The organism is Mycolicibacterium sp. XJ879, assembly GCF_053483935.1.
This window is the reverse complement of record NZ_JBEFTH010000016.1, coordinates 25,635-43,298: the sequence shown is the minus strand read 5'-3', so window position 1 is coordinate 43,298 and position 17,664 is coordinate 25,635. Positions and strand designations below refer to the sequence as shown.

The 17,664-nt window shown below is 68.7% G+C and carries 17 protein-coding genes; 12 read left to right on the top strand and 5 right to left on the bottom strand.

All coding sequences use genetic code 11. The annotated features are described in order from the left end of the window. Positions 1–47: 47 nt before the first annotated feature. From ABQF13_RS23500 to ABQF13_RS23490, 3 genes are all read left to right on the top strand, one after another. On the top strand, positions 48–584 hold the full coding sequence (locus tag ABQF13_RS23500; RefSeq protein ID WP_448395203.1) for a hypothetical protein: 537 nt from the start codon (positions 48–50) through the stop codon (positions 582–584). A gap of 43 nt (positions 585–627) precedes the next feature. Beyond that, complete coding sequence (locus ABQF13_RS23495; RefSeq protein WP_448395240.1) at positions 628–1,716, top strand: glycoside hydrolase family 183 protein; 1,089 nt, start codon at positions 628–630, stop codon at positions 1,714–1,716. A 95-nt stretch (positions 1,717–1,811) separates the two neighbouring features. After that, the gene (locus ABQF13_RS23490) at positions 1,812–3,590 is read left to right on the top strand and encodes an Hsp70 family protein (RefSeq protein ID WP_448395202.1); all 1,779 of its coding nucleotides are present in this window, start codon (positions 1,812–1,814) and stop codon (positions 3,588–3,590) included. 3 nt (positions 3,591–3,593) lie between these two features. Here ABQF13_RS23490 and ABQF13_RS23485 read toward each other — a convergent pair whose 3' ends face one another. Beyond that, on the bottom strand, positions 3,594–4,682 hold the full coding sequence (locus ABQF13_RS23485) for a class I SAM-dependent methyltransferase (RefSeq protein WP_448395239.1): 1,089 nt from the start codon (positions 4,680–4,682) through the stop codon (positions 3,594–3,596). 76 nt (positions 4,683–4,758) lie between these two features. Here ABQF13_RS23485 and ABQF13_RS23480 point away from each other — a divergent pair, with 76 nt between their 5' ends. Further along, complete coding sequence (locus tag ABQF13_RS23480) at positions 4,759–5,361, top strand: SHOCT domain-containing protein (protein ID WP_448395201.1); 603 nt, start codon at positions 4,759–4,761, stop codon at positions 5,359–5,361. Here ABQF13_RS23480 and ABQF13_RS23475 read toward each other — a convergent pair. Both ABQF13_RS23475 and ABQF13_RS23470 read right to left on the bottom strand, forming a co-directional pair. Next, positions 5,358–5,987, bottom strand: a complete 630-nt coding sequence (locus ABQF13_RS23475; protein WP_448395200.1) for an MBL fold metallo-hydrolase — start codon at positions 5,985–5,987, stop codon at positions 5,358–5,360. The two genes, ABQF13_RS23480 and ABQF13_RS23475, sit on opposite strands and share 4 nt — an antisense overlap. A 25-nt stretch (positions 5,988–6,012) precedes the next feature. Further along, positions 6,013–7,104, bottom strand: coding sequence for an S-(hydroxymethyl)mycothiol dehydrogenase (locus ABQF13_RS23470; RefSeq protein WP_448395199.1), 1,092 nt, complete (start codon positions 7,102–7,104; stop codon positions 6,013–6,015). Positions 7,105–7,173: 69 nt separating this feature from the next. Here ABQF13_RS23470 and ABQF13_RS23465 point away from each other — a divergent pair, with 69 nt between their 5' ends. The 6 genes from ABQF13_RS23465 (at position 7,174) to ABQF13_RS23440 (ending at position 13,003) form a co-directional block, all read left to right on the top strand. Then, positions 7,174–7,794: a dioxygenase family protein gene (locus ABQF13_RS23465; RefSeq protein ID WP_448395238.1), complete on the top strand. Its 621-nt coding sequence runs from the start codon at positions 7,174–7,176 to the stop codon at positions 7,792–7,794. A 25-nt stretch (positions 7,795–7,819) separates the two neighbouring features. Further along, positions 7,820–9,439 (top strand): LuxR C-terminal-related transcriptional regulator, encoded by a 1,620-nt coding sequence (locus ABQF13_RS23460; RefSeq protein WP_448395198.1) that lies wholly within the window; start codon positions 7,820–7,822, stop codon positions 9,437–9,439. A gap of 89 nt (positions 9,440–9,528) precedes the next feature. Next, complete coding sequence (locus ABQF13_RS23455) at positions 9,529–10,605, top strand: methyltransferase domain-containing protein (RefSeq protein ID WP_448395197.1); 1,077 nt, start codon at positions 9,529–9,531, stop codon at positions 10,603–10,605. Continuing rightward, positions 10,602–11,537, top strand: a complete 936-nt coding sequence (locus ABQF13_RS23450) for a homocysteine S-methyltransferase family protein (RefSeq protein WP_448395196.1) — start codon at positions 10,602–10,604, stop codon at positions 11,535–11,537. The genes ABQF13_RS23455 and ABQF13_RS23450 overlap by 4 nt, the downstream gene beginning before the upstream one ends. 10 nt (positions 11,538–11,547) lie before the next feature. After that, positions 11,548–12,372 (top strand): serine hydrolase domain-containing protein, encoded by an 825-nt coding sequence (locus ABQF13_RS23445; RefSeq protein ID WP_448395195.1) that lies wholly within the window; start codon positions 11,548–11,550, stop codon positions 12,370–12,372. A 118-nt stretch (positions 12,373–12,490) separates the two neighbouring features. After that, positions 12,491–13,003, top strand: a complete 513-nt coding sequence (locus ABQF13_RS23440; protein ID WP_448395194.1) for a DUF3145 domain-containing protein — start codon at positions 12,491–12,493, stop codon at positions 13,001–13,003. 13 nt (positions 13,004–13,016) lie between these two features. Here ABQF13_RS23440 and ABQF13_RS23435 read toward each other — a convergent pair whose 3' ends face one another. Both ABQF13_RS23435 and ABQF13_RS23430 read right to left on the bottom strand, forming a co-directional pair. Further along, positions 13,017–13,916, bottom strand: a complete 900-nt coding sequence (locus ABQF13_RS23435) for a diacylglycerol kinase (RefSeq protein ID WP_448395193.1) — start codon at positions 13,914–13,916, stop codon at positions 13,017–13,019. After that, a complete protein-coding gene (locus ABQF13_RS23430; protein WP_448395237.1) occupies positions 13,913–15,493 on the bottom strand; it encodes an FAD-binding oxidoreductase in 1,581 nt (526 codons plus the stop codon). Before ABQF13_RS23430 ends, ABQF13_RS23435 begins: the two co-directional genes overlap by 4 nt. A gap of 50 nt (positions 15,494–15,543) precedes the next feature. Here ABQF13_RS23430 and ABQF13_RS23425 point away from each other — a divergent pair, with 50 nt between their 5' ends. Together ABQF13_RS23425 and ABQF13_RS23420 are read left to right on the top strand one after the other, a co-directional pair. Continuing rightward, complete coding sequence (locus ABQF13_RS23425) at positions 15,544–16,113, top strand: TetR/AcrR family transcriptional regulator (protein WP_448395192.1); 570 nt, start codon at positions 15,544–15,546, stop codon at positions 16,111–16,113. Next, positions 16,110–17,660, top strand: a complete 1,551-nt coding sequence (locus ABQF13_RS23420) for a glycerol-3-phosphate dehydrogenase/oxidase (RefSeq protein ID WP_448395191.1) — start codon at positions 16,110–16,112, stop codon at positions 17,658–17,660. Before ABQF13_RS23425 ends, ABQF13_RS23420 begins: the two co-directional genes overlap by 4 nt. The last annotated feature ends 4 nt before the right edge of the window (positions 17,661–17,664 follow it).

Here is a 17,664-nt window from a genome sequence, read left to right as displayed (position 1 = left end):
TCGACGCGGTTCGACGTCGAGACGCTCGAGGTGAAGGGGTGCACATCATGAGACTTCTCCGAGCGCTCGGAGTGGCCCTGGCCAGCGCCGCGCTGGCCCTCGGGGCGGCCGCGACGGCACACGCACAAGGTGACGTCAAGGCTCCAGGCGTTCCGGAGGGCGTCTACAACGTCAACATCGACGGGCAGGCCACCACCGAGTGGGAGATCTTCCCGTCATGCGTTCCCGTCGTGGGCGACCTGCGCGAACCGCTGCTGCTGCCGGTCGGTTGCAAGCTGAAGGTCACCCCGAAGGGCCAGCCGGGCGCCGAAGCCGTGATGATCGGTGGCCGGTGGACGTTCGATTACGACACGATCGACGGTAAGACCTGCCCGGACGGCAGTACGGCTGCGCAGCAGACGATCTATTCGTTCGACCCCTATACGTGGGTAGGCAGCATGAAGGTGATCCACGGCGCCGTGTGCGGTGAGCAGGCCGCGATGTTCGAAGTACCGCTGACCATGTCCTTCAACCGCCCGCTGGTCATCCCCGTCGACCAGTACCCGCTGATCTGTGAGCCGGGCGGCCTGCGCCGCTGCTTCTGACTTGCCCGACGACCCGTCGATCGGTCGAGCCGCCGGACATGGTCTGCGGCGCCGCGAGCGCCCGCGTGTGCCGCTGCTCAACGGCAAGGTCGTCGACTTGACGGGTCCCGGGCTGACCGATCGGTGGGGTGTCACCTGCACCGACCTCGGCGCCTCGGTGGTGGCCCCCAACGGCAAGCTGGTGTCGGTGTTCGGTGACACGTTTTCGGGCACCACGGTCGGCCAAGGCGATTGGCGGTCGCCGGTCGTGCTGATCGGCACGGGCGATGCCGACCATGAAATCGTCTACGAGCGCGCCGGCGGAGACGACGCCGATTACGCGCGTCAACTGTGGCACTACGAACACGACAACGTCGCCAGCGGGTGGCGCCGCGGCGGTATCAGCACGGTGATCCCGTCCGACCTGCTGCGGGTGGGTGACTCAATTTACTTGCACGCCATCGTCAATCGCGGCTTCGGCACCGTCGTCTGGACCGAGATCTGGCGCTCCGATGACAGCGGCGTCTGCTGGACGCACATGGGCGAGGACGCCAAGTTCCCCGCGGACCTGCACGGTGGGCATGCCCAGTGTTGGTCATGGGATCAGGACCCCGACGACGGCTGGGTCTACGTGGTCGCCACCGGGTTTCAGCGCGACAAAGGCATCATCTTGATGCGGGTGCGGCCCGAGGACATCGGGCACCGATCGCGATACGTGAGTTGGGGTTTCGACGACGGCCGCTGGGGGTGGGGCGCCGTGGCGACGCCGATCACCCCGGCCGGTGAGAAATGGGGTGAGCTGACGTTTCGCCGCGTCGGACAAGGCAAATGGGTGCTGGGTGGCTTCCTGGCATCCAAGTACGCCCTCGGATACCGGGTCGTCGACTCACCGGTGGCCAACATGCACACGACGCCCGTGCAGACCCCGATCGTCGGCTCGGCATGGTCCGACGAAAACCACCTGAAGAACCAGGTCGCCCAACTCTACGGCGGGTACGTGCTGCCCGGTTCGCGGTTCGACATCGAAGGCGGTTTCGGGCTGGTGGTGTCGCAGTGGAACACCTCGACCGGATGGCCTTACCGCGCAATGCAGTTCAAGGCTGCTCTGAAAGACACCACCAAGACGACGCCGCCGGATCCGATCAACCTGTGAGCAACGCGCCAGAGCCGGGATTTGCCTCTGATCCCCGGCGCGGGGACGATCCGTTGAGAGACGTTAACCAACGGGTTGATACGAGACGGGAGACCATGTCGGACGGCGTAGGGCTGTCGGTTGGGGCCACCAACCTGGCGGCCGTGGTGGTGGGCCGGACCGCACTGGTGCGGACACCGGTGCTGACGCGCTACCCCCACCGGCCGCCCGAAGTAGGCGTACCCAGCGAAAACCCTCGGCTCAACGAGCGCGGCCTGATCCTGACCGACTTCGTCGACAGGGTCGGAGATCCCGTCGGCATCGTCGCCGGCGACGGCACCACCCATCGCGCCGACGTCGTCCTGGCCGACGCGTTGCGGGCCATGCTCTATGGGCTCGGCGGCGGCCGGGTGCCTGCGGGGCCGGTGACTGTGACGCACCCCGCGCACTGGGGTTCGGCCGCCGTCGACGCGCTGCGTACGGCGCTGTACGCGGTGCCGGAGTTTCAGCAACCCAAGCCGGTGCCGGTGATCTCCGACGCCACGGCGGCGCTGACCGCGCTGCGCGACGATCCCGGGTTGCCCACCCGCGGGGTGATTGCGCTCTGCGACTTCGGCGGCAGCGGCACCAGCATCACCCTGGTCGACGCGGCGAACAACTACACGCCCGTCGGGCCGACGGTGCGGCACACCGACTTCTCCGGCGACCTCATCGACCAGGCGTTGCTCACCCACGTCATCGAGGACCTCGCCGCGGCAGGCACCATCGACCTGTCTTCGACGTCGGCGATCGGATCACTGGCCCGGCTGCGCGCGCAGTGCCGCGGCGCCAAGGAACGCCTGTCCACCGACAGCGTCACCACGCTGGTGGCTGAACTGCCCGGGGACCGCAGCGAGGTGCGGGTCACCCGCACCGAACTCGACGAAGCGATCCGCCAGCCGGTCGCCGACTTCACCTCGGTGTTACAGGACACGTTGGAGCGCAACGGAATTCACAGTGCCAACCTTGCCGCGGTGGCCTCGGTGGGCGGGGGAGCGCGCATCCCGGTCATCACCACCGCGCTGTCCGAACACTTCCGGGTCCCGGTCGTCACGACCGGCCGACCCGGGCTGACCGCCGCCATCGGCGGGGGTCTGGCGGCGGTGCGCGGGACCGTCGAGGAGGGCCCGACGGCGATGTCGGCCGCCCCGGGCGTCGCTGCTGCCGCCGCCGCGGCGACCGCGATGGCACCCGAGGCGGCGCCCGAACCCGACGACACAGCGCAGCCGGGCGCGGTCGGGGCGCTGGCGTGGTCGGACGCCGAGGACATCCCGGACGTGCCGGTATCCGACCCGTACGACTATCCGGTGGTCGCCGGCCGCGCGGCCGAACCCCGCCCGCAACTGCAGTTCGACCACGACTCGTGGGACGACCTTCCGCCGCCGCCGCTGCCCTGGTACCGCAAACCCGCGGTCGCGCTGGGCATCGGGGTGATCGCGGTGCTGGCCGCGCTGACCGCGGCGATGCTGTTCGTCGTCGGCGACGATTCCACTCAGTCGCCCGCGTCGACCACCGAACCGATCACCGCCACGCCGCGGCCCACCACACCGTCGCCGACCAGTGAACCGCCGCCTGTGACGCAACCCGCGCCGCCCCCGCCGCGCACCGTCACCCGGCAGGCACCGCCGCCGGTGACGCAGACGGTCACCGAGCCGCCGCCGCCACCCGAGCCGTCACCGGAACCACCGCCACCGTCCCCCGAACCGCCGCCGCCCACGTCGGAACCGCCGCCGCCGACGTCGGAGCCACCGCCGCCGACGTCGGAGCCACCGCCGTGGAGCCCGACGCCGCCGTATCCGACGATCCCAGGGCTGCCGTGGGTACCCGCGCCGCAGCTGCCGCAGCCGGGCCCGTAGCGGCTAGTGCAGCTTGGGCCGCTTGACCAGCACCAGGTGCGCCATCGGGATCTGCACCTGTTCGGGCGCCGCAGCCACCCGCTCGGCGACGCCGGTTTCCAGCCGGTCGAAAAAGTCCGCCGTCCGGTGATCGGCCAGGCCGCCGTCGAGTGCGCTGGCCAACGTCCGAAACACCGACGCGCGTAAGAAGGCGGCCCACTGTCTGCCGAAAAGCGCGGTGTCTTTGTTGGTTTGGTACTGGCTCCAGAAGCGGTCCTCGGCGTCGAACACCTCGAGATGCTCGATCTCGAGCTGTTCGAAACGGCCCTTGGGTGCGAACGGCGCCATGAAGTCCAACTTGCTGCGGCCCACTATCGGGATGCACATGCGGTGCACTTCGTCGGCCGAGAGCAGCTGCTGGCCCGCCAGCTCGTTGAGTGTTTCCATCAACGCCTTGAGCAGGGGGCGGTAGCCGAACTCGCCGGCGTCGTCAACACCCATCGTCATCACCACCAGGCGGCCGCCGCGGCGCAATTCCCTACCGCGGCACCCGATGAACGCGAGCCAGTCATCGGCGGCCTGCTTGGTGTAGGCGGCGCGCACGTCGGCGCTGGCGCTGCAGCCGATGTGCACGTGGTCGGGGATCGGCGCCGGAACGCGGCGCAGCCACTGCACTGCCCACGAACTCCAACCCAGATGCACGCTGCTGGTCGGCAGGATCTGCTCGTAGAACGAGCGGCCGACGGCGGTCGGAAAGGTGTTGGCGTCTTCGTGCAGGTAGCTATCGGGATCCTCGGTCAGCGTGCGAAACAGCGCCGAGAAGTCGTTGTCGGGGACATCGGTGTGGGTGACCAGAACCGAGTGATCGGGCCGGGTCCGCTTGCGGATGGCACGCACGGCCGAGCAGATGGGCAGCAGCGAGTTGTGGCCGGTGGCCGCGCCGTAGTCGGCCAGCACGATCGGTTGCGGCGCGGTCGGCACCGGTACTTCCGCGGCGGCCTTCTCGAACAGCGCGATCGCCGGACGCAAACCCGCGGCCTGCAGACGCGAACTCGCGGTGTAGGACTCGCTTTCCATCGGTTCGGGACGTACGACGATGCTGGACTCCGGCACCGCGACGTTCAAGACATGCGGACGCTTCACACCACGACCGTAGTCTTTGCCGCCGCAGCCGTGACAGACTTCGGCCATGAGTGGACGGTTCGGCCCGCGCCTCGCTGTCGTCATATCCACCCTGGCTCTGGTCGCGGGCGCCGTCGGCGTCATCGCGACCTTGGTGCTCAACGTGTACGTGCTCGACGACTACGACGCCTACGGCGAGGTGCCGATCCCGGGTTCGGACGAAATCCGGCTTCCCGCAGGTGACGTCACCGTCAGTTTCCACACGACGATCACCGGACCCCCGACGAGTGAATTTCCCATTCCGCGGATCAGCGTGAGCATCGAACCGCCGGACGGCAGCCCCGATCCGGTGGTCATCGAGAGCATCGGCAGCACGACCACGGTGAACAGCGACACCCACGTGCGGGTGTGGATGGCCGAAATCGCCGCGGGCGGCACCTATCGGGTCACCACCGACGGCGACGTCGACGGTTATCTCAGCCCGCGGCTGGCGTTCGGTCACGGCAGCAGCCACGGCTGGCTGCTGTGGGCGTTCGGCGGCCTCGCCGCCGCGGGCGTAGTGCTGCTGATCCCGTCGGTGATCTGGTCGGTCCGCGCGGCCCGACGGGCCCGGCCGTTGACGTCCGACGAGGAGCCACCCAACTCCGACGCACCCAGCGACCAGGGCTAGTGCCCGCGCGCGACCCAGTCGTCGTAGTTGACCAGTTCGTCGCCGATCGTGGTGGAGTCACCGTGGCCGGTGTAGACGACGGTCTCGCCGGGCAGCTTCCCGAGCCGACCCGAGATGGACTCCAGAATCGTCGGGAAGTCGGAGTACGACCGCCCGGTCGCGCCCGGCCCGCCCTGGAACAAGGTATCGCCACTGAACACCGCGTTGAGTTCGGGGGCGTGCCAGCACACCGAGCCCGGTGAGTGGCCGGGCGTGTGCAGGGCACGCAGGTCGATACCAGCGACGCTCAGCGTGTCACCGTCGTCGACTGTGCGAAAGTCGTAGTCCGGGTGAGTCATCCGCCACAGCACATCATCGGCCGGGTGCATCAACACCGGCGCATCCAGCGCCGCGGACAGCTCGGGAGCGACGGTGACGTGGTCGTTGTGCCCGTGCGTGCACACAATCGCCACCACATTGCGGTCGCCGACCGCGGCCTTGATCGGCTCGGCATCGTGTGCGGCGTCGAAGACGATCACGTCGTTCTCGTCGCCGACGAGCCAGATGTTGTTGTCGACTTCCCAACTGCCACCGTCGAGTTCGAACGTGCCCGAGGTAACCACCCGTTGAATCGGTCCGCCGTTCATTGCCTTCTCCTCATCGCGCAAGCGCTCATCGGCCCAACACCACCACGGACCGAAGTACCTCTCCACCATGCATTTTCGTGAACGCTCCTTCCACCTCGTCGAGTGCGATCCGCTCGGTGACGAACTTCTCCAGCGGCAACCGACCCTGCATATGCAGGTCGATCAGGTGCGGGAAGTCGCGTTCGGGCAGGCAGTCGCCGTACCAGGACGACTTCAACGATCCGCCGCGGGAGAAGAAGTCGACCAGCGGCATCTCCAACGTCATATCCGGCGTCGGCACCCCGACCAGCACCACGGTGCCCGCCAGGTCGCGCGCGTAGAAGGCCTGCTTCCAGGTCTCCGGGCGTCCGACCGCGTCGATCACCACGTCGGCGCCGAACCCGTCGGTGAGGTCTTGAATCGTCTCGACCGGGTCGAGTTCGCGCGCGTTGATCGTGTGGGTGGCGCCGAACTCGCGCGCCCAGTCCAACTTCTTGTCGTCGGTGTCCACGGCGATGATGCGCCGAGCGCCCACCAGTGCCGCGCCGGCGATCGCGGCGTCACCGACCCCGCCGCACCCGATGACGGCCACCGTATCGTCGCGGTTGACCGCGCCGGTGTTGATCGCGGCGCCGATTCCGGCCATCACGCCGCAGCCCAGCAGGCCGGCCACCGCCGGGTCGGCGGCGGAATCGACCTTGGTGCACTGACCTTCGTGCACCAGCGTCTTGTCGGCGAATGCGCCGATGCCCAGCGCCGGCGTCAATTCGGTGCCGTCGCTCAGCGTCATCTTCTGCGCGGCGTTGTGGGTGTCGAAGCACAGGTGCGGGCGGCCACGCTTACAGGCCCGACACTGCCCGCAGACCGCGCGCCAGTTCAGGATTACGAAATCGCCTGGCACCACGTTGGTCACGCCCGCACCGACCGACTCGACGGTGCCGGCGGCTTCATGGCCGAGCAGGAATGGGTAGTCGTCGTTGATCCCGCCCTCCCGGTAGGTCAGGTCGGTATGGCAGACGCCGCAGGCTTTGATGTCGACCACCACCTCGCCCGGACCGGGGTCGGGGATGACAACATCCACCAACTCGACCGGCTCACCCTTCTTCCGCGAAATCACCCCACGCACCGTTTGACTCATCCCTCCAACCTAGCTTGACGGGCAATTTCGGCGAGAAGTGCGCCGCGAAGTGCAAGGCTCGAGGGCGTGATGCCCGCGTTGTATCTGTCGCACGGCGCACCGCCGCTCGTCGACGACGAGCTGTGGGTGTCGCAGCTGCGGGCGTGGGCCGCGCAACTACCGCGCCCGACGGCGATCCTCGTCGTCTCCGCGCACTGGGAATCCGCGCCGCTGACCATCGGGTCGACGTCGCCGCAGACGCCGCTGACCTATGACTTCTGGGGATTTCCGCAGCGCTACTACGGAGTCACCTACGACGCCCCCGGCGCCGCCGACGTAGCCGCGCGCGTGGAAGCCGCGATGCCCGCCGACGAGCCGGTGCGCCACGATCCGCACCGCCGCCTCGACCACGGCGCCTACGTGCCGTTGACGGTGATGTACCCCGGCGCCGACATTCCGGTGCTGCAGATCTCGATGCCGACGCTGAATCCGCAACGGCTGCTGACGCTCGGCGAGCGGCTGCGGCCGCTGCGCGACGACGGTGTGCTGCTCATCGGTTCCGGCTGCACCACGCACGGGCTGCCGTTCCTCGAGGACCCCTCGCCGTTGTTCGTTGCGCTCGGCGCGTCCTTCGACGCCGGCCAGCCCCCGCGCCAACCGATCGACGGCTATTGGATGGGCCTGGCAAAAAGGTCGATTGAACTCAGCTGATCGGCATACCGTTGAACCGACTGATATGGCCACCCCGATAGACACCCACACCGAGCTGCTGCTGGCGGCCAGGTCCGCGCACGTGCGGCGCGACTGGCACGCCGCCTACGAGGCGTTCATGCAGGTTGCCGAGAACACCTCGCTGGGTGTCGACGACCTCGACGCGATGGCCGCGGCGGCGTGGCGTCTGGGCCACGGCAAGGAGTCGCTGCGGGTCGCCGAGCGGGTCTTCGCCCAGCTGGCGCGCACGGATCCGCCGGCGGCGGCGATGAAGGCGGTCGACGTCGCGCTGGCGTGGCTGACCCGCGGCGACGTCAACATCGGCCAGGGCTGGATGAACCGCGCGCGGCGTCTGCTCGACGGCGAGCCGGACGGCCCGGCCCACGGGTATCTTGCGTACCTGGACGCCGTCGTCGCGCTGATGAACCGCGACACCGCGCTGATCGGGCCGCGGGTGAGCAAGCTGCGGGAGCTGTGCGCTCGGCTCGACTCACCTGCGGTGACCGCGCTGTGCCACGTCGCCGAGGGGCTCGAGGCGATGTTCGACGGCCGCATGGCCGAGGCCTACGGGCTCATCGACGAAGCGATGCTGCCGGTGCTGGCCGACGAGCTGCCGCTGGAGTGGGCCGGCGACATCTACTGCATCGTGCTGCACCACTGTCATCGGCTGGCCGACTTGCCGCGGATGCGGGCGTGGACGCAGTCGATGGAGCGGTGGTGCAACGAGTTCGCCGGGTCGGTCGCCTACGGCGGTGTCTGCGATGTGCACCGGCTGCAGGTGCAGGCCGCCACCGAGGACCTTCGCCTGCTGGAGACACGGCTCGTCGACACCAGCCGCCTGTTGGAGGACGTCAACAGCTGGGCGGCCGGGGAGGGCTACTACCAACTGGGCGAGGTGCGTCGGCGCCGCGGCGACGCCGACGGCGCGTTCGCGGCGTTCACCAGGGCCCGGATGTTCGGCGTCGAACCGCAACCCGGCGAAGCGCTGCTGCGCTGCCGCGTCGGCGACGCCGACACCGCGTGGACCGATCTGCGGGTGGCACTGGCCGGACTGGACCGCCTGGACCGGATGCCGCTGCTGCGCGGCGCCGTCGAGGTGGCGCTGCTCCGCGACAACCTCGACGAGGCCGAAAAGCTTTGTAGCGAACTGGAATCCGGGTCGGTGGCGTTTGACACGCCCGGTTTCCGGGCGTGGGCGGCGCATGCGCGCGGCGCCGTGCTGGTGCGGCGCGGTCAACACGCGCAGGCGCTCGGTCTGCTGGAGGAGGCGCTGCGGCAGTACCGCACCCTGCAGTGCCGTTACGAGACCGCCCAGGTCTATGAGTGGATGGGGTTGGCGCGTCAGGGTTGCGGCGATCATGAGATGGCCGTGGCGGATTCGGCCACCGCCGCGAACATCTACAGCCAGCTCGGTGTCGAACCGGTCGAACCGTGCGGGCCCAGCGCGCCCGGCGGGTTGACCAAACGCGAGGTCGAGGTGTTGCGGGCCATTGCGGGCGGCGCCACCAACAGGCAAGTGGCCGAACAGATTTGCATCAGTGAGAAGACCGTCGGCCGTCATTTGGCCAACATCTACGCCAAACTCGGGGTATCGTCGCGCACGGCGGCGTTGGCGTGGGCGCACGAACACAACCTGCTGCCGTAGGCGTCTGCATCATTTGCCGCACCACGCGGTCGCGGAATTGCATGATTTCCCCGATGCGCTTGACACTTGGTGCGGGCTACTGTTCGGACATGACGACATTGCCCGACACCGCGGTGGCCGAGACCACTGAAGAGTTCGCAGAGCGCATCGTGGGCGCGATCGACAGCGCCAGCCTGGCCATCCTGCTGTCGATCGGCCATCAGACCAAGCTGTTCGACACCCTGGCCGAGATGCCGCCGGCCACCAGCGTGCAGATCGCCGACGCCGCGGGGCTCAACGAACGCTACGTGCGCGAATGGCTCGGGGGGCTGGCGACCGCACAGGTGATCGACTACGACCCGGTTACCGCGACATTCACGCTGCCGCGGCACCGGGCGGGGGTTCTGACCCGCGCGGCGGGACCCGACAACTTCGCCCGCGTCGCGCAGTTCATCCCGCTGCTGGGGGAGGTGGAACAAAAGATCATCAGGTGCTTCCACACCGGCGGCGGCCTGTCCTACAGCGAATATCCGCGCTTCCACACGCTGATGGCCGAGGAGAGCGGCGAGGTGTTCGACGCCGCGCTCGTCGACGTCATTCTGCCGCTGGTCGAGGGGCTGCCCGAGCGGCTGCGCGCGGGCGCCGACGTCGCCGACATCGGTTGCGGCAGCGGACATGCCATCAACGTGATGGCACGCGCGTTCCCGGCCAGCCGGTTCACCGGAATCGACTTCTCCGACGAGGGACTCGGCGTCGGCCGCGCCGAAGCCCAGCAACTCGGCCTACCGAACGCGAACTTTTTGGCCGCCGACGTCGCCGAATTGGACCACACCGAAAGCTACGACGTCATCACCGCGTTCGACGCAATCCACGACCAGGCCGCGCCGGCTCGGGTGCTCGAGAACATCTACCGCGCGTTGCGGCCCGGCGGCGTCTTCTTGATGGTCGACATCAAATCGTCGAGCAGGCTCGAGGACAACGTCGGCGTCCCGTTCAGCACCTACATGTACACGGTGTCGACGATGCACTGCATGAGCGTCTCGCTGGGGCTCGACGGCGACGGGTTGGGCACCTGCTGGGGCCGTCAGCTCGCCGAGTCGATGCTCGCCGACGCCGGTTTCACCCAGGTGCAGGTGCGTGAGATCGAGTCCGACCCGATCAACTTCTACTACATCGCCCGCAAATGAAGGTCCTGCCGCAGACGAGCGGCCATGGCATGTTCGTCACGGACGGCGGCCTCGAAACCGAGCTGGTCTTCCACGACGGTCGCGATCTGCCGGGCTTCGCAGCGTTTCCGTTGGTGGAGAAGCCGGAAGCACGCGCACGGCTGCGCCGTTACTACGACGGCTATCTGGCCATCGCCCGCCAGCACCACGCGGGTTTCGTCGTCGAGACCGCGACCTGGCGCGCCAACCCGGACTGGGCGAAACAGCTTGGCTACTCCATGGAACGGCTCGACGCGGTCAACCGGTCCGCGGTGGCGCTCGCCGAGGAAGTGCGCGCGGCCGCGACCGCAGACGGCATCACCGCGGTGGTGAGCGGATGTGTAGGACCGCGCGGCGACGGCTACGACCCGGGCGAGGCGATGAGCGTTGACGACGCCCAGAAATACCATGCGGCACAGATCCAAACCTTCGCCGACACCTCGGCCGATCAGGTCACCGCGATCACGATGACCAACACCGAAGAGGCCATCGGCATCGTGCGAGCCGCCTCGGCGGCGGGTATCGCAGCGGCGGTGTCGTTCACCGTGGAGACCGACGGGCGGCTGCCGACCGGTCAGCCGCTCGCTGAGGCGATCGAGTATGTGGACTCGGTAACCGATGGTGCTGCCGCCTATTTCATGCTGAACTGCGCGCACCCGACACATTTCGCCGAGGTGTTCGAGGACGATGGCGCGTGGCGGCATCGGGTGATGGGCCTACGGTCGAACGCGTCGGCCAAGAGTCATGCCGAGCTCGACGAGGCCACCGAACTCGACGAAGGAGACCCGGTGGACCTCGGTGCCCGTCACGCGGCGCTGCAAGACCGGCTGCCCGCCCTCACCGTGCTCGGCGGCTGCTGCGGCACGGACACTCGGCACGTGGCGGCGATCGCGGAGGCGTGGCGGGCCAGTTAAGCTCGGCGCGATGGGCGCGCTGGATGCTATTGCCGACTGGCCGGTGACGACGGCGGCCGCGGCGGTGGTCGGTCCCTCGGGTGTGCTCGCCGAGCACGGCGACGTCGCACACGGGTTCCGGCTGGCGTCGGTCACCAAACCGTTGGTGGCCCGCGCCGCGCACGTCGCGGTCGAAGAAGGTGCCTTCGGGCTGGACACCGAGGCCGGCCCGGAGGGCTCGACCGTGCGGCACCTGCTGGCCCACGCGACCGGCTACTCGATGAACTCGGCGGAGCTGATGGCCAAGCCGGGCACCCGGCGCGTGTACTCCAACTACGGCTTCACGGTGCTGGCCGAGACGCTCGAGCAGGCGTCGGGCATCGAGTTCGGCCGCTACCTCACCGAGGCGGTGTTCCAGCCGCTGGGCATGGCCGCGACGTCGCTGACCGGCGGCGCATCGGCCGCCGGGTTCGGGGCGACGTCGTCGGTGGCCGACCTCGCGGCCTTCGCCGGCGACCTGCTGCGCCCGTCAATCGTGTCGGGGCAGATGCACGCCGAGGCCACCAGCGTGCAGTTTCCTGATCTGACCGGCGTGTTGCCCGGGTTCGGAGTTCAGCGGCCCAACGACTGGGGGCTGGGTTTCGAGATCCGCGGAAACAAGTCGCCGCACTGGACCGGATCGGCCAACTCGGACCGCACGTACGGCCATTTCGGCCAGTCAGGGACGTTTTTGTGGGTCGACCCGGCGGTTGATCTGGCGCTGGTGGTGCTCGCCGACCGCGACTTCGGCGACTGGGCGTACCAGCTGTGGCCGGCCCTCTCTGATGAAGTGCTGAGAGAATTTCGCGCAGACTAGCGCAACAGGGGCCACACAAGGCACAATAGACACGCACGACACATACATATCTGCAAGTCATTCGGTTCTCGCCAGGTCGTTGGGGAAGACGTCCCTCGTGGAGCCGAAGGAGCAGCAGATGCGTGCAGCGAATCAGTTCGCCGACGCGACGACCGGCGTGGTGTACATCCACGCCTCACCCGCGGCGGTGTGCCCGCATGTCGAGTGGGCGTTGTCGTCGAGCCTTCAAGCCAGGGCGAATCTCAAGTGGACCCCGCAACCGGCCATGCCCGGCCAGTTGCGTGCGGTGACGAACTGGGTCGGCCCGGTCGGCACCGGCGCCCAGCTGGCCAGTGCGCTGCGCTCGTGGTCGGTGCTGCGCTTCGAGGTGACCGAGGACCCCAGCGCCGGCGTCGACGGGCACCGCTGGTGCCACACCCCGCAGCTGGGCATGTGGAGCGGACCGATGAGCGCCAACGGTGACGTGATGGTCGGGGAGATGCGGTTGCGTGCGCTGATGGCCGAGGGCGCCGACATGCTCGCCGCCGAACTCGACTCGGTGCTCGGCACCGCGTGGGACGAGGCGCTCGAGCCCTACCGCGACGGCGGTGAGGGCGCCGAGGTCAGCTGGCTGTCCCGCGGAGTGGGGTGACCAGCCTTCGACGCTAGGCAGCAGGCGTCAGGATCTTCAGCGCGCCAGGCACCGCCGACACCTCGACCGGCAGCGGGCACATGTACTCGCCGTCGGCGTAGGCGTTGATCCCCGGCGAGTCGACGGTGATGGTCTGCGCCCTTGCGGTGCTCACCTCGTCGAGGTGCACGTGGGTGCCCTTGAACACGGTGGGAAACAACCGGATGAGTTTGGTGCGCGAGTCCGACGCCACCATCGTCACGTCGAGCTTGCCGTCGGTGGGGTCGGCGTCCGGACAGATCAGCATCCCGCCGCCGTAGCTCTTGGTGTTGCCGAACGCGGCCAGCGTCAACTCGGTGTCCATCTCGCGCCCGTCCAGGCACAGCCGAAACGGCAACAGCCGCAGCTTCGACAGTTCGGCGACGATCGCCAGGTTGTAGCGCATCCGGCCGTGCGGCCAGGTCATCCGGTTGGTCCGGTCGGTGACCAGCGAGTCGAACCCGGCGGCCATCACGGTGCCGAACCATTTGTCGGTGCCGTCGGCGCATTTGATGCGACCCAAGTCGATGGTCTTGGTGACACCATCGACGACGACATCGGCCGCGGACTCGGGATCCTTTCGCGGGATGCCGAATTCACGCGCGTGGTCGTTACCCGTGCCGGCGGGGATGATGCCCAACGGTATGTCGGTCTTGGCAAGCACTTGCAGCGCAAGGGAAATGATGCCGTCGCCGCCGACCACCACGAGCGCGCCCATATCGCGTTCGAGGGCGCCTTCGACGAGGCGGCGGGCGTGCTCGGCGTCGCGGCCCGCGATGGCGACGACGTCGACGCCGCGGTTGGCGAACCTGGCGGCCGCCCGCTCGGCGGCGTGTGACGCGCTGCCGTGCCCCGACATCGGGTTGGTCAACATCGTGATGCGCGCGACGCTCATGGAATCAGCTTGCCCGGGTTGAGGATTCCCGCCGGATCCAGCGTGGCCTTGACCGCGCGCAGCACCGCGACGCCCAGTTCGCCGACCTCGTCACGCATCCACGGCCGGTGGTCGGCGCCGACGGCGTGGTGATGGGTGATCGTGCCGCCGGTGCGCATCATCGCGTCCGAGGCGGCGGCTTTGGCCTTGCGCCATTGTTCGATCGGGTTGCCGCGTTGTGCGGCAACGACGGTGAAGTACAGCGACGCTCCGGTGGGGTACACATGCGAAATGTGGCACAGCACCAGCGCGGGTGTGCCGGATTCCGCGAGCGAGGCCGTCAGTGCATCGGTGACCGCGGCTTTGAGCGCCAATACATTCGACCAGTTCGTGGCCGTCTCCAGCGTCTCGCACAAGGCACCCGCGGCCAGTAGCGAGTCGCGCAAGTACGGTGCGCCGAACCGGCCGTGCTCCCAGGCCCGGGCCGGTTCCTCGCCCAACGAGGTGCCGCCTGCGGCTTCCAGCACGGCGCGCGTCTCGGCGTGGCGGCTCGTGACGTGGGCCTCGGTTCCCTCGAACAACGTGATGGCCAGGCAGCCGCCGGTGATCTGTTGTTCGCCGATCTGCTCGGTGGTCGCGAGGTTGACGCCGGTTTCGGCCTCATCGGACAACCGGATCACGGTGGGCCCGGTGCCGGTCTGCACAACCGCGCGCAGTGCGTCGGCGCCGGCCGCGAAGTCGGGAAACGACCACGCCTCGTAGCGGGTGGCAGTCGGAACGGGATGCACCCGCACGCGCACGCGGGTGATGATGCCGAATGCGCCCTCGGAGCCGATCAGCAGCTGGCGCAGGTCGGGACCGGCCGCTGATTCCGGCGCGCGGCCCGGCTCGAACGTGCCGACCGGCGTGATGAGGCGCAACCCCCGGACCATGTCGTTGAACCGGCCGTAGCCCGCCGAGCCCTGCCCGGACGAGCGGGTCGCCGCGAACCCGCCGATGGTGGCGTACTCGAAGCTCTGCGGGAAGTGCCCGAGCGAGAACCCGCGCTCGCCGAGCAGGCGTTCGGCATCCGGGCCGGTCAGCCCCGCGCCCAGCTCGGCCTCGCCGGAGATCTCGTCGAGGGAATGCAGCTGGTTCAGCCGCCGCAGGTCCAGCGAGACGACGGCGGCGAAGTCGCCGCGGAGGGGATCGAGGCCGCCGACCACGCTGGTGCCGCCGCCGAACGGCACGATCGCGATGCCGCGCTCGGTACAGAATTGCAGTATCGCGGCGATCTCGTCCTCGGAACCCGGGATCAGCACCGCATCCGGAGCGTCCTGATCGCCGGAGTCTTTGCGGCGCAACAGATCCAGCGTCGACTTACCGCCGGCGCGCAGCAGGCGTCCGCGGTCGTCGACGCTGCAGTACTCGGCGCCGACGATGGCGGCCAGGCCGTCGCGGTCGGAATCGGAGAGCGCCGACGGCCGCAACCGCACCTCGTCTGCCGACAGCTCCGTCGCCGTCGATGTCGTGACCTCGAGGGCCTGCTCCAACAGCGACCGGATGCCATCCGAGAGCGGTTTGGCCGCATCCGGATCACCCCAGGCGTTCCACTTCATCGGAGGGAGCAGGTGGTCATCACGACGAGTCATGCGTTACAGTATTACACATGATGTCAAGAAGTAACGAAACGATCGGGGACCGGATCCTCGAGGCCGCGGCGTACTGCGTGACGGCCTATGGGATCGACCGGGTGACCCTGGCCGAGATCGCGCGCCGGGCGCGGGTGAGCAGGCCGACGGTGTATCGGCGCTGGCCCGACACCCGCTCGATCATGGCAGCGCTGCTGACGTCGCGCATCGTCGCGGTGCTCGACGATGCGCCCGCCCAAGAGGCGGGGCGTGCGGCGCTGGTCAACCGCATCGTCGCCGTCGCGCAGCGCCTGCGCGAGGACGACGTGGTGATGTCGCTTCTCAGCTCTCCGGAACTGGCGATGGTCTACATCGCCGAACGGCTCGGCACCAGCCAGCAGATCCTGCTGGACGCGGTGGCGGGCGAGATCAAGCTGGCGCAGGACGAGGGCAGCGTCCGTGACGGCGATTCGCGTCAGCTCGCGGCGATGTGCCTGTTGATCACCCAGTCTGCGATCCAGTCCGCCCAGATAGTCGAACCCATCCTCGACGCCGACGCGTTGGCTGTCGAACTGGCCCACTCGCTGAACGGATACCTCAAATCGTGACTGGCTCAACGGCTCTGAACGCCAACCGACGCACCGCCGAGCTGACCGCACTGGCCGAGGGAAAGCCCGTCGACGTCCTGGTGATCGGCGGCGGCATCACCGGTGCGGGTATCGCGCTGGACGCGGCGACGCGGGGCCTGAGCGTCGCGCTGGTTGAAAAGCACGACCTGGCTTTCGGAACCAGCCGGTGGAGTTCCAAGCTGGTGCACGGCGGCCTGCGGTACCTGGCGACTGGCAATGTGGGCATCGCGCGGCGCAGCGCGGCCGAACGCGGAATCCTGATGACCCGCAACGCCCCTCATCTCGTCAACGCCATGCCCCAACTCGTTCCGCTGCTGCCGTCGATGAACACCGCGTCGCGGGCGTTGGTTCGGGTAGGCTTTCTCGCCGGTGACGGGCTGCGCAAGCTGGCGGGCACCCCGGGTTCCACGCTGCCGCGGTCGCGGCGCATCGATGCGCGGCGCGCCGTCGAGTTGTCCCCGACGGTGCGCCGCGACGGGTTGGACGGCGCCCTGCTCGCTTACGACGGGCAGTTGATCGACGACGCCCGCCTGGTCACCGCGGTGGTGCGTACGGCGGCCCAGCACGGCGCGCGCATCCTGACCCGGGTGGCGGCTTCGGCGGCCACGGGTACGACGGCGACGCTGACGGATCAGCTGTCGGGGGAGTCCTTCGACGTCGGCGCCCGGGCGGTGATCAACGCGGCAGGGGTCTGGGCCGGCGACGTGGACCCGTCGATCAGGTTGCGGCCAAGCCGCGGAACGCATCTGGTGTTCGACGCTTCCGCGTTCGGCAATCCCACTGCGGCGCTGACGGTTCCGATTCCCGGCGAGATCAACCGCTTCGTGTTCGCAATGCCCGAACAGCTGGGTCGGATCTATCTCGGGCTCACCGACGAGGATGCGCCCGGCCCGATTCCCGATGTGCCGGAACCGACTCCGCAGGAGATCTCCTTCCTGCTCGACACGGTGAACACGGCGTTGGACGTCGCGGTGGGGCCCTCGGATGTGATCGGTGCGTACGCGGGTCTGCGGCCACTGATCGACACGGGCGCGGGCCGCACGGCCGACGTGTCGCGCGAGCATGCGGTGGTGGAGTCGCCGTCGGGCGTCATCAGCATCATCGGCGGCAAGCTGACCGAATACCGGTTCATGGCCGAGGATGTCCTCGACCGGGCGATCGCGTTGCGGGGGTTGACCGCGTCGCGGTGCCGCACCCGCAACCTGCCGCTGGTCGGCGCGCCGTCGAATCCCAGCCACACCATCACTGCGACGCTGCGTGCGCCGGCCGAGATCCCGAGTTCGCTGGTCGCCCGTTACGGCGCCGAGGCCCCGAACGTGATCGCGGCCGCCAGTTGCGACCGGCCGACCGATCCGGTGGCCGACGGGATCGACGTCATCCGCGCGGAGTTCGAATATGCGGTGACACACGAAGGTGCATTGACCGCCGGCGACATCCTCGACCGTCGCACCCGCATCGGGTTGGTGCAGGCTGACCGCGACCGCGCCGAAGCCGTCGCCGACGAGTTCGTGATTTCGGCGCGCTAACGCA

Bases quoted from the DNA above. Each gene is read 5' to 3' on its own strand.
- ABQF13_RS23440 (WP_448395194.1), top strand. From the start codon at position 12,491: ATGCGTGCAGCGAATCAGTTCGCCGACGCGACGACCGGCGTGGTGTAC.
- ABQF13_RS23430 (WP_448395237.1), bottom strand. From the start codon at position 15,493: ATGAAGTGGAACGCCTGGGGTGATCCGGATGCGGCCAAACCGCTCTCG.
- ABQF13_RS23445 (WP_448395195.1), top strand. From the start codon at position 11,548: ATGGGCGCGCTGGATGCTATTGCCGACTGGCCGGTGACGACGGCGGCC.
- ABQF13_RS23475 (WP_448395200.1), bottom strand. From the start codon at position 5,987: ATGAACGGCGGACCGATTCAACGGGTGGTTACCTCGGGCACGTTCGAA.
- ABQF13_RS23435 (WP_448395193.1), bottom strand. From the start codon at position 13,916: ATGAGCGTCGCGCGCATCACGATGTTGACCAACCCGATGTCGGGGCAC.
- ABQF13_RS23465 (WP_448395238.1), top strand. From the start codon at position 7,174: ATGCCCGCGTTGTATCTGTCGCACGGCGCACCGCCGCTCGTCGACGAC.
- ABQF13_RS23455 (WP_448395197.1), top strand. From the start codon at position 9,529: ATGACGACATTGCCCGACACCGCGGTGGCCGAGACCACTGAAGAGTTC.
- ABQF13_RS23490 (WP_448395202.1), top strand. From the start codon at position 1,812: ATGTCGGACGGCGTAGGGCTGTCGGTTGGGGCCACCAACCTGGCGGCC.
- ABQF13_RS23460 (WP_448395198.1), top strand. From the start codon at position 7,820: ATGGCCACCCCGATAGACACCCACACCGAGCTGCTGCTGGCGGCCAGG.
- ABQF13_RS23470 (WP_448395199.1), bottom strand. From the start codon at position 7,104: ATGAGTCAAACGGTGCGTGGGGTGATTTCGCGGAAGAAGGGTGAGCCG.
- ABQF13_RS23480 (WP_448395201.1), top strand. From the start codon at position 4,759: ATGAGTGGACGGTTCGGCCCGCGCCTCGCTGTCGTCATATCCACCCTG.
- ABQF13_RS23425 (WP_448395192.1), top strand. From the start codon at position 15,544: ATGATGTCAAGAAGTAACGAAACGATCGGGGACCGGATCCTCGAGGCC.
- ABQF13_RS23500 (WP_448395203.1), top strand. From the start codon at position 48: ATGAGACTTCTCCGAGCGCTCGGAGTGGCCCTGGCCAGCGCCGCGCTG.
- ABQF13_RS23450 (WP_448395196.1), top strand. From the start codon at position 10,602: ATGAAGGTCCTGCCGCAGACGAGCGGCCATGGCATGTTCGTCACGGAC.